This window comes from Streptomyces sp. NPDC003456 (genome assembly GCF_042878735.1).
Lineage (GTDB): Bacteria > Actinomycetota > Actinomycetes > Streptomycetales > Streptomycetaceae > Streptomyces.
The window spans coordinates 433,362-448,530 of record NZ_JBIAOK010000006.1 but is presented as its reverse complement, the minus strand read 5'-3'; the positions used below and the strand labels follow the sequence as shown (position 1 = coordinate 448,530).

The following is a 15,169-nucleotide window of genomic DNA, read 5'->3' as shown; positions in this document are numbered from 1 at the left end:
TCCGCACACCGGATCCCGCCCCGGCCGGCCTCGCGCCGGGGCGGAGATTCGTACGCCCAGACGAGGCGCTCCCACGGCGCAGTAGGCTTCGCGCGAGAGCCGGAGCCCCTGAACCCATGGGGACACACCAGCCCGAGGAGCGCCCCGAATGAGCCTGACCCTGAGGACCATCAGTCGAGAGCAGCATCTGGCGTACATCCAGAGCCTGCCGTCGGCGAGCCACATGCAGGTCCCGGCCTGGGCTGACGTGAAGGCCGAGTGGCGCTCGGAGAACCTCGGCTGGTTCGACGACCGCACCGGTGAACTGGTCGGTGTGGGTCTGGTCCTCTACCGCCAGCTGCCGAAGATCAAGCGCTACCTCGCCTACCTGCCCGAGGGCCCGGTCATCAACTGGTTCGCGCCGAACCTGCAGGAGTGGATCGAGCCGATGCTGGCGCACCTGAAGCAGCAGGGCGCCTTCTCGGTGAAGATGGGCCCGCCGGTGATCATCCGGCGCTGGGAGGCCGCGTCCATCAAGCAGGGCATCCAGAACCCCGACGTCAAGCGTCTGCGCGACATCGAGGCCGACCACATCGAGCCGCGGGCCTTCGAGGTGGCCGACAAGCTGCGCCGCATGGGCTGGCAGCAGGGCGAGGACGGCGGCGCCGGCTTCGGCGACGTCCAGCCGCGCTACGTCTACCAGGTGCCGCTCGCGAACCGGTCCCTGGAAGAGGTCCACAAGAACTTCAACCAGCTGTGGCGCCGCAACATCAAGAAGGCCGAGAAGGCCGGTGTCGAGGTCGTCCAGGGCGGCTACCAGGACCTCGAGGAATGGCAGCGCCTGTACGAGATCACGGCCGTGCGCGACCACTTCCGCCCGCGCCCGCTGTCGTACTTCCAGCGCATGTGGACGGCCCTCAACACCGAGGACCCCAACCGCATGCGGCTGTACTTCGCCCGCCACAACGGGGTGAACCTGTCGGCGGCGACCATGCTCATCGTCGGCGGCCACGTCTGGTACTCCTACGGCGCCTCCGACAACATCGGCCGCGAGGTCCGTCCCTCCAACGCCATGCAGTGGCGGATGCTGCGCGACGCCTACGCGCTCGGCGCCACCGTCTACGACCTGCGCGGCATCTCCGACTCGCTGGACGAGACCGACCACCTCTTCGGCCTGATCCAGTTCAAGGTGGGTACGGGCGGCCAGGCCGCCGAGTACCTCGGCGAATGGGACTTCCCGCTGAACAAGCTGCTGCACAAGGCGCTCGACATGTATATGTCCCGTCGGTGACCTCTGTTCGGTGCTTCCCCACCTGCTCCACGGCGACCGCCGTCCGACGGCACCGCTGATCCACCGCAATCGCTGATTCACGGCAACCACGAGAAAGGTTCCAGGTCCGGCCATGGCGCTCACGCTCTACGTCGACACCGCGCGCTGGCGGGCGCACCACAAGCACGTGCAGGAGCAGTTCCCCGGTCTCGTGCCGGTCTGCAAGGGCAACGGCTACGGCTTCGGGCACGAGCGGCTGGCGGAGGAGGCCACCCGCCTGGGTTCGGACGTCCTGGCCGTCGGCACGACCTACGAGGCCGCCCGGATCAAGGACTGGTTCGGCGGCGACCTGCTGGTGCTGACGCCCTACCGGCGCGGCGAGGAGCCGGTGCCGCTGCCCGACCGCGTGATCCGCTCCGTCTCCTCGATAGACGGTGTGTACGGTCTCGTCGGTGCCCGTGTGGTGATCGAGGTGATGTCCTCGATGAAGCGGCACGGCATCAGCGAGGAGGACCTCGCCCAGCTCCACGCCGCCATCGAGAACGTCCGCCTGGAGGGCTTCGCCATCCATCTGCCGCTGGACCGCACGGACGGCTCGGACGCCGTCGAGGAGGTCATCGGCTGGATGGACCGGCTGCGGGCCGCACGCCTGCCGCTGCACACCATGTTCGTCAGCCACCTCAAGGCCGAGGACCTCGCCCGGCTGCAGCAGCAGTTCCCGCAGACCCGTTTCCGGGCCCGCATCGGCACGCGGCTGTGGCTGGGGGACCACGACGCGACCGAGTACCGCGGCGCGGTGCTGGATGTCACGCGCGTCGCCAAGGGCGACCGCTTCGGCTACCGGCAGCAGAAGGCGGCCTCCGACGGCTTCCTGGTGGTCGTGGCGGGCGGAACGTCGCACGGAGTGGGTCTGGAGGCCCCGAAGGCCCTGCACGGCGTCATGCCGCGCGCCAAGGGCGTCGCCCGGGCCGGCCTGGCGACGGTGAACCGGAACCTCTCCCCGTTCGTGTGGGGCGGCAAGCAGCGGTGGTTCGCCGAACCGCCGCACATGCAGGTGTCGATCCTGTTCGTGCCCGCGGACGCGCCGGAGCCGAAGGTCGGCGAGGAGCTGGTGGCCCATCTGCGGCACACCACCACCCAGTTCGACCGGATCGTGGACCGCTGACCGAGCCGGCAGGTACGACAGAGGCCGGACACGACTCCCGTGTCCGGCCTCTCCGCTTGTCGCGCGCCCTCTGAGGGTGTTCGCTCAGAGCGAACCGCCCGTGGCTCCCTGTCGTCCCCACTCGACCGCGGGTCCGTCGAACCGGGCCGCCGCCTCCTCCCGCTCGGGCTTGGCAGCACGACCGAGGACGAAGACGTCCTTCGCCCCGTCCAGCACACCGCCCGAGGGATCGTCGTCGCCGGACCTGCGCACCGGGTCCCGGTCCGGCCGCAGGATGTCGCGCACGACCATGACGCACAGGTAGAGCGTCCCGAGCAGATGCAGGCCGATGGCCCAGTGGTACCCGTCGGTGGGCAGGCCCTTGTGGGCATCTCCGCTGGTCGTGTACGCGAGGTACAGCCAGATCCCCAGGAAGTACGCCACCTCGCAGGCCTGCCAGATCAAGAAGTCCCGCCACTTGGGCCGGGCGAGAGCAGCCAGCGGCACCAGCCACAGGACGTACTGCGGTGAGTAGACCTTGTTGGTGAGGATGAACGCCGCGACGATGAGGAACGCGAGCTGAGCGAAGCGTGGGCGGCGCCGAGCCATCAGGGCCAGGGCCGCCACGCCCGCACAGCACACCAGCATCAGCACTGTGGCGAGCGTGTTCACGGTCTCGGTGCCGAGCGGGTCGTCCGAGTTCTGCGCCATGATCAGCCAGAACGAACCGAAGTCGACGCCCCGCTCCTGGCTGAAGGTGTAGAACTTCGACCAGCCCTCGAACGCGAACAGCATGACCGGGCCGTTCACCACGACCCAGGCGGCGACCGCTCCGCCGAGGGCCGTCCCGAACTCCCGCCATCTGCCCGCGCGCCAGCACAGCACCAGCAGCGGCCCGAGGAGCAGGAACGGATAGAGCTTGGCGGCCGTCGCCAGCCCCAGCAGGACACCGAAGGCGAGCGCCCGGCCGCGGGACCACATCAGCATGGCCGCGGCCGTCAGAGCGACCGCCAGCAAGTCCCAGTTGATGGTCGCCGTGAGCGCGAAGGCGGGCGCCAGAGCGACCAGCAGACCGTCCCAGGGCCGCCGGGCGTGCGTACGGGTCACGCTTACGGCGATGACCGCCGCGCAGACCATGAGCATCCCGGCGTTGACCATCCAGTACCACTGCTCCTGGTCCTGGATCGTGCCGCTGCCGGGCGTGAGCCAGGAGGCGACCTCCATGAAGACACCGGTCAGCACCGGGTACTCCAGGTACTGCATGTCACCGGGAAGCCGATCGAAGTACGGCACCAGGCCGTCGGCGAAGCCGCGCCCCTGGTACAGGTGCGGAATGTCCGAGTAGCAGGCGTGTGTGTACTGGGAGCTGGCCCCGTAGAACCAGGCGCCGTTGTAGCAGGGTGCCTTCTGGACCAGGCCGAGGGCGAACACGCCGATCGCCACCAGGGCGATCACGCGTACCGGGGTCCACCACGACGTCCCGAGCAGGGCACGCCGCCCGAGCGGGCCACCGATCAGCTCGCTGCCGGCCGCGGCGACCGCGTCCTCCTTGGTCGGCAGCACCGGCTCCGGCTTCTGGACGCCTGCTCGCGTCGATTCTGCACTGGGCATGCCGCACATCCTGCCGTACGAGTCCGGCCATACGCCGAGGGCCGCCGCACCCAGGTGGGTGCGGCGGCCCTCGTTTCACGTGAAACACCTTCGCGTTTCACGTGAAACACCCAAGCCGGGCGGTTGGCCGGCTAGCCGTTGGGGCCTCCGAAGATGCCTCCGTTGCCGTTGCCTCTGCTGGTACCACCGTCGTCGGCCGTCTCGGTGGGTTCTGTCGGCTGAGTGGTGATGCCTCCGTCCGTGCCGCCGTTGTTCTGGCCTCCGTTGTTCTGGCCGCCGTCTTCCTGGCAGCCGAAGAAGCCGCAGGTGTCACTCGGCGTGGGCGACGGAGACGTCGGGGTCTCGCTGGGCGTGGCGCTCGGCGTCTCGCTCGGCGTCTCGGACGGCGGCGTCTCACTGGGCGTCGGCTTGGGCGTGGGTGCGCCGAGGGCGTCCTGGACGGTGCCGATCTTCTCGGGCTCCGGGAAGCCGGGGTCGGCCTCCCCCTTCAGAGCGGCCTTCATGTACTCGGTCCACACGAGAGTGGGGATGTCACCGCCGTGGATGGACTCGACACCGGCGGTGCCGTTCATGGACAGCAGCTTGGCGCTCTTGGGGTCCTCGCGGAACATCGCGACGGATGTCGACAGCTGCTTGGTGTAGCCGACGAACCAGGCGGACTTGTTCTCGTCCGTCGTACCGGTCTTGCCGGCCGCCGTGCGCCCCAGGCTCAGGGCGTTCTTGCCCGTGCCGTTCTGGATCACGTTCTCCAGAACGTCGGTGACGTTGTTGGCGACGTTCTCCGGCATGGCCTGCGTCACGCGCGGCTTGTCGAAGCCGGGGACGTCCTGTCCCTCGTACTTGACGCTGGTCACCGAGTAAGGGGCCGCCTGCTTGCCTGCGGCCGCGAACGTCGCGTAGGCGTCCGCCATGCGGATGGCGCTGGGAGTCGAGGTACCGAGGGCGAACGAGGGGTCCAGTGTCGCGAAGCTGGCGTCCAGGATGCCGGACTTCTCGGCCACGTCTCGCACGTTCTTCATCCCCACGTCCATGCCGAGCTGCACGAAGGGAGTGTTGACCGACTGCTCCATCGCCTTGCGCAGGGTGATGTAGCCCCAGGGACGGTCGCTCTCGTTCTCCTGGAAGAACGGCGTGTTGTCCTTCTTCAGGACGTAGGTGCCGTCGTTGTTCCGGACCTTGAGGTGGTCGTTGCCGTTGTACTTGCTGAGCGGCGAGAGAGGGCCGTCGCTGCGGTACGTTCCGTGCTCCATTGCGGCGGCGAGCACAAACGGCTTCCAGGTGGAGCCGACGGGAACGCCCGAGGTGTCGGCGTTGTTGTTGAAGTGACCCTTTTCGTAGCCCGCCCCGCCGTAGAGGGCGACGATCGCACCGTCCCTGGGCTTCACCGAGGCCGCACCGAACTGCACGTGCTTGTCGAGGTCGCGCTTCTTCGGATCGATGTGCTGCTTCTCGACCTTCTTCACGGCCGCGGTCAGAGCGTCGACCTTGTCCTTCTCGAAGGTCGTCTTGATCTGGTAGCCGCCCTGGTCGAACTGCTTCTCCGAGATGTTGGAGTGGTTCAGGACGTACTTCTTGGCCGTGTCTGCCAGATAGCCGATCTGGCCGCTCATGCCCTTGGTCGCCTTGCGGCCCTGGGGCTCGGGGTACTTGCTGATCGCCTTCTGGTACTGCTCGTCCGTCAGCTTGTCGTCGTTGTGCATCTGCTCGAGGATCCAGCCCCAGCGCTCCTCCGACCGCTTGCGGTTGGCCTCCTTGGTGGCGGTCGGATCGATACCGTCGTTGCCCGCGGGGTCGTAGTACGTCGGGCCCTTGAGCAGGGCGGCGAGGAAGGCGCACTGACTGTCCGAGAGCCGGTCCGCGTCCTTGCCGTAGTACGTCTGCGCGGCCGCCTGGATGCCGTAGGCGCCACGGCCGTAGTACGAGGTGTTCAGGTAGCCCTGGAGGATCTGGTCCTTGTTGAGCTTGGTGCCCACCTTGATGGAGATGAACATCTCCTTGAACTTGCGGGAGAGCGTCTGCTCCTGGCTCAGGTAGGTGTTCTTGACGAACTGCTGGGTGATCGTCGAACCACCTTGCGTGTCACCGCCGCGGGCCATGTTCGCCAGGGCGCGGGCGATACCCATGGGGTCGACGCCCGAGTCCTCGTAGAAGGTCTTGTTCTCAGCCGAGATCACCGCATCCCGCATGGCCTTCGGAATGCGCTCGATCGTGACGTTCTGCCGGTTGGTGCCACTGCCGGCCGCGACCATCTGACTGCCGTCGGCCCAGAAGTAGACGTTGTTCTGCGAAAGGGCCGCCGCGTTCTCCTCGTTGGGGACGCTCACCATGGCGTACCCGATGCCCGCCACGGCCACCAGGCTGCCCAGGAAGCCGATGCAGAGACCGGAGACGAGCTTCCAGGAGGGCATCCAGCGCTGCCAGCCGTACTTCCCCGCACGCGGGTAGTCGATCAGCCGTTTCCTGTCGGGAACGGCTGCGGCGCGGCGGCCGCCCCGGGGCGGTTCCGCACCTCGGCGGCGGCTGCCGCCGGTGCTTCTCTGCGCAGCACGCCGGGCCTCGGCACGGCCGCCGTACTGACGCTCCTCACCCCCTGAGCCGAGAGGACCCGACCCATAGGAGTCGGACGGAGACCCGGTTGCGCCTCGCGGTGCCGCGCGGCGGCCGGAGGACGAGCCGGACTGGCCGCGTCGGGCCGCGGCACGTCCGCCTCCCTGCGGCTGCGGCGGTTTGCGACGGTGCTCGCTCATCGAACGACTACTCCTCGGGCAGGCGCACCCCTGCGCGCCTGGAAACGGCGGCTTGTTTCCGGTCCCCCCGAAATACGGATGCGGTGGGCTCGGCATTCATCGGTCCCGCATGCACCCGTACTACACCGATGACCCTGACGCTCACAGGCGTCTCTTGGTTCCCGGTGTTGTGCATGGCGCACAGACTACGCACCGCCAAAACCTCCCGAGTCCCCAAGTTCACCTCAAATCAGGCAAGTAGCGTGCGACGAATCGGTGATGTGATCCCGTTCACCACACCCCCCCTTGTCGCAGCCGGAACGCCGTTCTATCGTGCTGATGTATCGAGTCGATACATCAGCACGACACATCGGCCCGAGGCATCGGACCGATACATGCGCGCCGCGGCAGAGAGGAGGCGACGATGAGCCGGCGTTCCGGGATCCTCGAGTTCGCCGTACTCGGCCTGCTCCGCGAGTCTCCGATGCACGGCTACGAGCTGCGCAAACGCCTGAACACGTCACTGGGGGTCTTCCGGGCGTTCAGCTACGGGACCCTCTACCCCTGCCTCAAGACGCTGGTCGCCAACGGCTGGTTGATCGAGGAGCCGGGCAACACCGCCGAGGACGCCCTCGCCGCACCCCTCGCCGGGCGCCGGGCCAAGATCGTCTACCGGCTGACCGCGGAGGGCAAGGAGCACTTCGAGCAGCTCCTCTCGCAGACGGGGCCCGACGCGTACGAGGACGAGACCTTCGCGGCCCGTTTCGCCTTCTTCGGGCAGACGTCACGCGACGTGCGCATGCGCGTGCTGGAGGGACGCCGCAGCCGGCTGGAGGAGCGCCTCGAGAAGATGAGCGCCTCCCTGGCCCGGACCCGGGAGCGTCTCGACGACTACACGCTCGAGCTCCAGCGCCACGGGATGGAGTCCGTGGAGCGCGAAGTGCGCTGGCTGAACGAGCTCATCGAGAGCGAGCGGGCGGGACGGGACCTGAAGGGTTCCGCCACCGGGGAGCCCGCCTCGCGCGACACCACATCTGGAGCGTCGGGCGGCCTGCCCCGGCCGGGGGACGACCCCCGTCCGGATACGCCCGGCGACACCGCCACGTGAGAGCCCGCTGATGGGCCTCACTCGTACACACAGGGAGCAACCGGAATGGGTTCGGTCCGCGTAGCCATCGTCGGTGTGGGCAACTGCGCCGCATCGCTGGTGCAGGGAGTCGAGTACTACAAGGACGCCGACCCGGCGTCCAAGGTGCCGGGCCTGATGCACGTCCAGTTCGGCGACTACCACGTCCGCGACGTCGAGTTCGTCGCCGCGTTCGACGTGGACGCCAAGAAGGTCGGTCTCGACCTGGCGGACGCCATCGGCGCCTCCGAGAACAACACCATCAAGATCTGCGACGTTCCCCACTCCGGTGTGACGGTCCAGCGCGGCCACACCCTCGACGGTCTCGGCAAGTACTACCGCGAGACGATCGAGGAGTCCGCCGAGGAGCCGGTCGACGTCGTCCAGGTCCTCAAGGACAAGCAGGTCGACGTCCTCGTCTGCTACCTGCCCGTGGGTTCCGAGGACGCGGCGAAGTTCTACGCCCAGTGCGCCATCGACGCCAAGGTCGCCTTCGTCAACGCCCTCCCGGTCTTCATCGCCGGCACCAAGGAGTGGGCCGACAAGTTCACCGAGGCGGGCGTCCCGATCGTCGGTGACGACATCAAGTCGCAGGTCGGCGCCACCATCACGCACCGCGTCATGGCGAAGCTGTTCGAGGACCGGGGCGTCGTCCTGGACCGCACGATGCAGCTGAACGTCGGCGGCAACATGGACTTCAAGAACATGCTCGAGCGCGACCGCCTCGAGTCGAAGAAGATCTCCAAGACGCAGGCCGTCACCTCCCAGATCCGCGACCGCGAGCTGGGCGAGGGCAACGTCCACATCGGCCCGTCCGACTACGTCGCCTGGCTGGACGACCGCAAGTGGGCCTACGTCCGCCTCGAGGGCCGTGCCTTCGGTGACGTCCCGCTGAACCTGGAGTACAAGCTCGAGGTCTGGGACTCCCCGAACTCGGCCGGCGTCATCATCGACGCGCTGCGCGCCGCGAAGATCGCCAAGGACCGCGGCATCGGCGGCCCGATCCTGTCGGCGTCGAGCTACTTCATGAAGTCCCCGCCGGTGCAGTACTTCGACGACGAGGCCCGCGAGAACGTCGAGAAGTTCATCAAGGGTGAGGTCGAGCGCTGAGGCGCCACAACTGATCGCTCCTGCCAGGGCTGTGAGGGTCCCCGGGTCGCATGACCCGGGGACCCTCCCCGTATGTGAGGCTGGGGCCCATGGCCGTCGTCCGTGACCTGCGCGTCCTGCTGCGCTTCCAGGGGTTCAGGCGCCTGCTCGCCGTGCGCCTGCTGTCCCAGGGGGCCGACGGTGTGTACCAGGTGGCACTCGCCGCCTATGTCGTCTTCTCCCCCGAGAAGCAGACCTCGGCTGCCGCGATCGCCTCCGCCATGGCGGTGCTGCTGCTCCCGTACTCGCTCGTCGGGCCCTTCGCCGGTGTCCTGCTGGACCGCTGGAGGCGCCGTCAGGTCCTGCTCTTCGGCAGCCTGTTGCGAGCCGTGTTGGCCATGGCGACGGCCCTGCTCATGCTCAGCCCGGCTCCCGACTGGCTCTTCTACGTCTCGGCCCTGTGCGTCACGGCCGTCAACCGCTTCGTCCTGTCCGGCCTCTCGGCCGCCCTGCCGCGCGTGGTCGACGCCGACCGGCTCGTCATCGCCAACTCCCTGTCCCCGACGGCCGGAACCCTGGCCGCGACCGCCGGCGGCGGGATCGCCTTCGTGGTCCGCCTCGCGACGGTGGACTCGGACGCCGTCGTGGTGCTCGTGGCGGCGGGGCTGTACCTGTGCGCCGCCGTCGCCTCGTTGAGCATGGCGCGCGGACTCCTCGGACCCGACCGGGGGGAGGAGCCACAGCGGATCCGGACGGCCCTCAGCGGCACCGCCCGGGAGTTGGCGGCCGGCGTGCGTCACCTGGCCGCCCCGGGCCGGAGGGAGGCCGCCTGGGCGCTGGCGGCGATGTCGCTCATACGGTTCTGCTACGGCGCCCTGCTGGTCATGCTGCTGATGCTGTGCCGGTACGCCCTGACCTCGACGACCGACGACGGACTGGCCCTGCTGGGGCTGGCGTTGGGTGTCTCCGGCGCCGGGTTCTTCGCGGCGGCCGTGCTCACGCCCTGGACCGCGGGGCGCCTCGGCCCGGGCCGCTGGATCGTGGTGTGCGCGGGGACGGCGGCGCTGCTGGAGCCCGCACTGGGACTGCCCTTCGCCACCGCTCCGCTCCTGGCGGCCGCCTTCGTGCTGGGGCTGACGACACAGGGCGCGAAGATCGCCACGGACACGATCGTCCAGTCGTCCGTCGAGGACGGGTTCCGTGGCCGGATCTTCTCCGTGTACGACGTGCTGTTCAACGTGTTCTTCGTCGGAGCAGCCGCCGTGGCCGCCCTGATGCTGCCGCCGGACGGCCGGTCCGTTCCCCTGGTGATCACGATCGCCGTTATCTACGCGGCAGTAGCTGCCGCTATGGCCCGGATTGTCCGCCGATAAGTGTCACATCAATGCCACAGAGCCATTCCTGGCTACTGCGCTGTCAGTGCGGACCGATAACTTACGTGCGTCTTATCTCGCGACATGTTCGCGTCAGTCATCGTGTTTCTAGGGGGACCCCCGTATGTCCACTCCGCCGCCCCAGGGCAACCCGTTCGCACAGGGCCAGCCGCAGGCTCCGTACCCGCCGCAGGGCGGCGTCCCTCAGCAGCCCGGCCAGCCCGGCTTCCCGCCCCCGGGCGGCGCTCCGCTTCCGCCTCAGCCGGCCGGCCGCAAGCTCAGCTTCAAGACCGTCAAGAACATCGTCCTGGTTCTCGTCGTCGCCGGTGTGGCCATCGGCGGCTACATAGCCAGCCGCGACGACGCCAACACGGCAGCCGTCGGCGACTGCATGCACCGTGGCAGCACCAACGACAACGACCCGGACCTCGAGGTTGTCGACTGCAAGGACTCGGGTGCCCAGTACAAGGTGCTGGCCAAGATCGAGGGCAAGTTCCTCACGGACACGCTGGCTTCCAGCAAGTGCGAGTCCGAGGCCAAGGACTTCCAGTACGTCTACACCCAGAGCGGTGACGGCAAGGACTTCCTGCTCTGCCTGAAGGACTACAAGAAGTAGGGCAGACATCCGGAGGGGCGGTGTTTCACGTGAAACACCGCCCCTCCGTTCGTTGCGCCCTGTCTCACCCAAGGGTCATGTTTCACGTGAAACATGGGCCCCGCGCCACGGACTCAGTCCTGCTGGTCCGCCCACCACTCCTTGAGCGCGGTCACCGCGGCATCGCTCTCCATCGGCCCGTTCTCCAGCCTGAGCTCCAGCATGTGCTGGTACGCACGACCGACGACCGGCCCCGGGCCCACACCCAGGATTTCCATGATCTGGTTGCCGTCGAGGTCCGGGCGGATGGAGTCGAGCTCCTCCTGCTCCTGAAGCTGGGCGATCCGCTCCTCCAGCCCGTCGTAGGCACGGGAGAGAGCCGCCGCCTTGCGCTTGTTGCGCGTGGTGCAGTCCGAGCGGGTCAGCTTGTGCAGGCGGTCGAGGAGCGGACCGGCGTCACGGACGTAGCGGCGCACCGCCGAGTCGGTCCACTCCCCGGTGCCGTAGCCGTGGAACCGCAGGTGCAGCTCGACCAGTCGGGAGACGTCCCGTACCAGCTCGTTGGAGTACTTGAGGGCCGTCATGCGCTTCTTGGTCATCTTCGCTCCGACCACCTCGTGGTGGTGGAACGAGACCCGGCCGTCCTTCTCGAAACGGCGCGTACGCGGCTTGCCGATGTCGTGCAGCAGGGCGGCCAGGCGCAGGATCAGGTCGGGGCCGTCGCTCTCCAGGGCCATCGCCTGCTCGAGCACGATCAGCGTGTGGTCGTAGACGTCCTTGTGGCGGTGGTGCTCGTCACGCTCCAGCCGCAGGGCCGGCAGCTCGGGCAGCACGCGATCGGCGAGGCCGGTGTCCACGAGCAGGGTGAGGCCCTTGCGGGGGTGAGCGGAGAGGATGAGCTTGTTCAGCTCGTCGCGCACGCGCTCGGCCGAGACGATCTCGATGCGTCCTGCCATGTCCGTCATGGCCGTGACGACCTCGGGAGCCACCTCGAAGTCGAGCTGCGCCGCGAACCGCGCCGCCCGCATCATCCGCAGCGGGTCGTCCGAGAAGGACTCCTCCGGAGTGCCGGGGGTCCGCAGGACGCGCGCCGCCAGGTCCTCCAGCCCGCCGTGCGGGTCGATGAACTCCTTCTCCGGCAGCGCGACAGCCATCGCGTTCACGGTGAAGTCACGGCGTACGAGGTCTTGCTCGATGGAGTCGCCGTAGGAGACCTCGGGCTTGCGCGAGGTCCGGTCGTAGGCCTCGGACCGGTAGGTCGTCACCTCGATCTGGTAGCCGCCCTTGTGCGCACCGACCGTGCCGAAGGCGATTCCGACCTCCCAGACGGCGTCCGCCCAGGGGCGCACGATCTTCAGCACGTCCTGCGGCCGGGCGTCGGTCGTGAAGTCCAGGTCGTTGCCGAGCCGGCCCAGCAGCGCGTCCCTCACCGAGCCGCCGACCAGGGCGAGCGAGAACCCTGCCTCCTGGAAGCGGCGGGCGAGGTCATCGGCGACAGGAGCGACCCGCAGCAGCTCACTCACGGCTCGCTGCTGCACCTGGCTCAGGGCACTGGAGGTGTCTTCATTGGCGTTCGGCACAACAGAAGAGGGTACGTGGCCCGGTGCTGTCGCCTCCCCCGGTTATCCCTGCGGACACGTCACGCCATACCGGCACAAGGCGGGGCTCGGGCGGGTACGCACCCGCTCGCTCCCCGGAGCGGCGCATACCGGGCCGACGGACCCGCCGTGGGCGATCTTGTGGTGCGGACCGCGGCACTTCCCCTCAGCGAGCATCGTTACCATGCGTGGACGCACATTCCGACGACCACTGACGACGACGAGGGACGGACGAGCGCGTGGCCGAGGCGGCAGACTTCCAGGGGACCAGTGCCTCACCTGCCCGCCGGTGGCTGCGGCGCACCGGGGCACTGCTCGCGGGTGCGCCCCTGCTGGCCGGCCTCCTCCAGCTGCCCGTCGCGAGCCCCGTGGCCGCGGCCGGACAGGAGTCTGCGCGCGCCACCGCCGGTTCCGGCTCGGTGGCCGTCGCCGTCGACTCGCTCACACCCAGCGCGCCCACCGAGGGCGACACGGTGACCGTGTCGGGCACCCTGACCAACAAGGGCAGGCAGGCCGTCACCGACGCCCACCTGGATCTGCAGGTCGGGCCACCGCTGGAAACCCGTTCGTCCATCGACGCCCTTGCCAGGAAGAGCGACGACGTCCAGGGACCCGCAGGTGAGACGGTCGGCGGCAAGTACGCGGAGAAGTTCCCCGAACTCACTCCGGGAGTCTCCCAGCCCTTCAGCATCTCGGTCCCGGTCGACGAACTGGACCTGGGCGGGGACGGCGTCTACCAGCTCGCCGTCGCGCTGTCCGGGGAGACCGCGGCGCAACCCTGGGACCAGGTGCTCGGCATCCAGCGGACGTTCCTGCCGTGGCAGCCGGAGGAAGCCGGCACCAAGACGAAGACGACGTTCCTGTGGCCCCTCATCTCCAGCTCCCACATGGTCGCCGAGACGGGCTCGAACGAGCAGCAGACCTCGGTCTTCCGGGACGACGAGCTGGCCGAGGAGATCGCCCCGGGCGGCCGCCTCGAGCAGATGGTGTCGCTGGGCAAGGGGCTCGACGTCACCTGGGTGATCGACCCGGACCTGCTGGCCTCCGTCGACGCGATGACCAAGAGCTACGAGGTCCGCGGCGCCGACGGCAGCACCACCGACGGCACCCACAAGGCGGACGCCAACCGCTGGCTCGCCGAGCTGCAGAAGGCGGTGGCGGGCAAGGAGGTCGTCGCCCTGCCCTACGGCGACCCCGACCTGGCGTCCATCGCCCACAAGGGCACGAGCGTCACCGGCACCCTGAACCACGTGAAGGAAGCCACCGACGCGATCGATCCCACGATCACGACGATCCTCCACATGAAACCGTCCAAGGACTTCGCCTGGCCCGTGGAGGGCGCCGTCGACCCGTCGATCGTGAAAGTCGCGACCTCCGCGGGTGCCGACAAGGTGATCGCCCGCAGCGACAGCCTGCAGGACGACCTCTCCTACACCCCCTCCGCCGCCCGCCCCATCGGCGCGGGCACCACGGCGGTCGTGACCGACGCCCGGATGTCCTCGGCGTTCCAGGGCGACCTGACGCGTGCCTCGGCGTCCACGCTCGCGGTGCAGCGGTTCCTGGCCCAGAGCCTCGCCTTCGGCCTGCAGACGGGCAAGGAGCGCAGCGTCGTCGTCGCCCCGCAGCGCATGCCGTCCGTCAGCCAGGCCCAGGCCATGGCCGAGGCCCTGGGCACCCTGCAGGACGGCACCTGGTCCGAGTCCCAGGACCTCACCGCCGCCGCCAAGGCCAAGCCCGACCCGGCGGCCAACACCCGGGTGCCGTCGGCGTCGGCGTACCCCTCCTCGCTGCGCAAGCAGGAGCTGCCGCGGGCCGCCTTCGAGCAGATCGCCCGGACCCAGGGCAAGCTCGACAAGTTCAAGGTGATCCTCACCCGCCAGGACCGCGTCGTGACGCCCTTCGGGCGCGCCATGGAGCGCGAGATGTCCACGACGTGGCGGGGCCGCGGCGTCGCGGCGGTGGGGTACCGGGACGGCATCGAGGGCTACCTCGACGGTCTCATCGACGGGGTCAAGCTGATCGAGAAGTCGGAGACGAAGCTCTCCGGCCGCAGCGCCACCATCCCGGTGACCGTCCAGAACAACCTGGTGCAGGGCGTCGAGAACCTGGAACTGCGGCTCACGTCGAAGAACCCGACGCGCCTCAAGATCGGCGGAGACGCGTACGAGGAACAGCCGGTCACCGTGAACGGCGGCCATGCCCAGTCGGTGAAGTTCACCACGTCGGCCAATGCCAACGGCCGGGCGGAGGTCGTCGCCCAGCTGTACACGCAGGACGGTCAGAAGTACGGTGCGCCGGTGACCTTCGACGTGCGCGTCACCGAGGTCACGCCCACGGTCATGCTGGTCATCGGCGGTGGCGTACTGCTCCTGGTCCTGGCCGGCTTCCGGATGTACACCCAGCGCAAGCGGGCCGCCGCCCGCGAGGCGGCCGAGGACGAGGCCGCCGAGACGGACGGCCAAGCCGGCGGCCCGGCGGACGCCAAGCGGAACCCGCAGGCCCCCGGCGATCGTCAGGAAGAGGAGTCCGGCTCGCGGGCGGACGCCCCCGGGCAGCCGAGTGACCCGGCCCCGGACACCGCAGCGGAAAGCGCCGACCCGTCCGGCACGGGTGAGAGAGTGGACCGTTGAGATGTCGTGGCCGGTGGGCCCGGGACGA

Annotated in this window: 10 protein-coding genes; 7 read left to right on the top strand and 3 right to left on the bottom strand. The window is 68.8% G+C overall.

What is annotated here, in order from left to right:
• The first annotated feature begins 148 nt into the window (after positions 1–148).
• Entirely contained in the window at positions 149–1,270 is a 1,122-nt protein-coding gene (femX, locus tag ACFYWG_RS26365; protein ID WP_333931786.1) for a peptidoglycan bridge formation glycyltransferase FemX, read from the top strand.
• A 112-nt stretch (positions 1,271–1,382) separates the two neighbouring features.
• Positions 1,383–2,414, top strand: coding sequence for an alanine racemase (locus ACFYWG_RS26360; protein ID WP_376325710.1), 1,032 nt, complete (start codon positions 1,383–1,385; stop codon positions 2,412–2,414).
• An 84-nt stretch (positions 2,415–2,498) separates the two neighbouring features.
• On the opposite strand, the gene ACFYWG_RS26355 is transcribed toward ACFYWG_RS26360, so the two are convergent.
• Together ACFYWG_RS26355 and ACFYWG_RS26350 are read right to left on the bottom strand one after the other, a co-directional pair.
• A complete protein-coding gene (locus ACFYWG_RS26355; protein ID WP_389203905.1) occupies positions 2,499–4,013 on the bottom strand; it encodes a glycosyltransferase family 87 protein in 1,515 nt (504 codons plus the stop codon).
• Positions 4,014–4,135: 122 nt separating this feature from the next.
• Positions 4,136–6,412: a transglycosylase domain-containing protein gene (locus ACFYWG_RS26350; RefSeq protein WP_389203904.1), complete on the bottom strand. Its 2,277-nt coding sequence runs from the start codon at positions 6,410–6,412 to the stop codon at positions 4,136–4,138.
• 742 nt (positions 6,413–7,154) lie between these two features.
• Here ACFYWG_RS26350 and ACFYWG_RS26345 point away from each other — a divergent pair.
• From ACFYWG_RS26345 to ACFYWG_RS26330, 4 genes are all read left to right on the top strand, one after another.
• Complete coding sequence (locus ACFYWG_RS26345) at positions 7,155–7,838, top strand: PadR family transcriptional regulator (protein WP_376325704.1); 684 nt, start codon at positions 7,155–7,157, stop codon at positions 7,836–7,838.
• Positions 7,839–7,883: 45 nt separating this feature from the next.
• On the top strand, positions 7,884–8,966 hold the full coding sequence (locus tag ACFYWG_RS26340) for an inositol-3-phosphate synthase (protein ID WP_376325702.1): 1,083 nt from the start codon (positions 7,884–7,886) through the stop codon (positions 8,964–8,966).
• An 89-nt stretch (positions 8,967–9,055) separates the two neighbouring features.
• Positions 9,056–10,318, top strand: a complete 1,263-nt coding sequence (locus ACFYWG_RS26335; RefSeq protein WP_389203903.1) for an MFS transporter — start codon at positions 9,056–9,058, stop codon at positions 10,316–10,318.
• A 124-nt stretch (positions 10,319–10,442) separates the two neighbouring features.
• Positions 10,443–10,934, top strand: coding sequence for a hypothetical protein (locus tag ACFYWG_RS26330; RefSeq protein ID WP_383504213.1), 492 nt, complete (start codon positions 10,443–10,445; stop codon positions 10,932–10,934).
• A gap of 113 nt (positions 10,935–11,047) precedes the next feature.
• On the opposite strand, the gene ACFYWG_RS26325 is transcribed toward ACFYWG_RS26330, so the two are convergent.
• Positions 11,048–12,493, bottom strand: a complete 1,446-nt coding sequence (locus ACFYWG_RS26325; protein ID WP_389203902.1) for a CCA tRNA nucleotidyltransferase — start codon at positions 12,491–12,493, stop codon at positions 11,048–11,050.
• Positions 12,494–12,750: 257 nt separating this feature from the next.
• On the opposite strand from ACFYWG_RS26325, the gene ACFYWG_RS26320 reads away from it, so the two are divergent.
• Positions 12,751–15,141, top strand: coding sequence for a DUF6049 family protein (locus ACFYWG_RS26320; protein ID WP_389203901.1), 2,391 nt, complete (start codon positions 12,751–12,753; stop codon positions 15,139–15,141).
• Positions 15,142–15,169 lie beyond the last annotated feature (28 nt).

What these genes read in the sequence shown, in the direction of transcription:
- ACFYWG_RS26340 (WP_376325702.1), top strand. Translation starts at nt 7,884, where the DNA reads ATGGGTTCGGTCCGCGTAGCCATCGTCGGTGTGGGCAACTGCGCCGCA.
- femX (WP_333931786.1), top strand. Translation starts at nt 149, where the DNA reads ATGAGCCTGACCCTGAGGACCATCAGTCGAGAGCAGCATCTGGCGTAC.
- ACFYWG_RS26360 (WP_376325710.1), top strand. Translation starts at nt 1,383, where the DNA reads ATGGCGCTCACGCTCTACGTCGACACCGCGCGCTGGCGGGCGCACCAC.
- ACFYWG_RS26330 (WP_383504213.1), top strand. Translation starts at nt 10,443, where the DNA reads ATGTCCACTCCGCCGCCCCAGGGCAACCCGTTCGCACAGGGCCAGCCG.
- ACFYWG_RS26355 (WP_389203905.1), bottom strand. Translation starts at nt 4,013, where the DNA reads ATGTGCGGCATGCCCAGTGCAGAATCGACGCGAGCAGGCGTCCAGAAG.
- ACFYWG_RS26345 (WP_376325704.1), top strand. Translation starts at nt 7,155, where the DNA reads ATGAGCCGGCGTTCCGGGATCCTCGAGTTCGCCGTACTCGGCCTGCTC.
- ACFYWG_RS26335 (WP_389203903.1), top strand. Translation starts at nt 9,056, where the DNA reads ATGGCCGTCGTCCGTGACCTGCGCGTCCTGCTGCGCTTCCAGGGGTTC.
- ACFYWG_RS26350 (WP_389203904.1), bottom strand. Translation starts at nt 6,412, where the DNA reads ATGCCCTCCTGGAAGCTCGTCTCCGGTCTCTGCATCGGCTTCCTGGGC.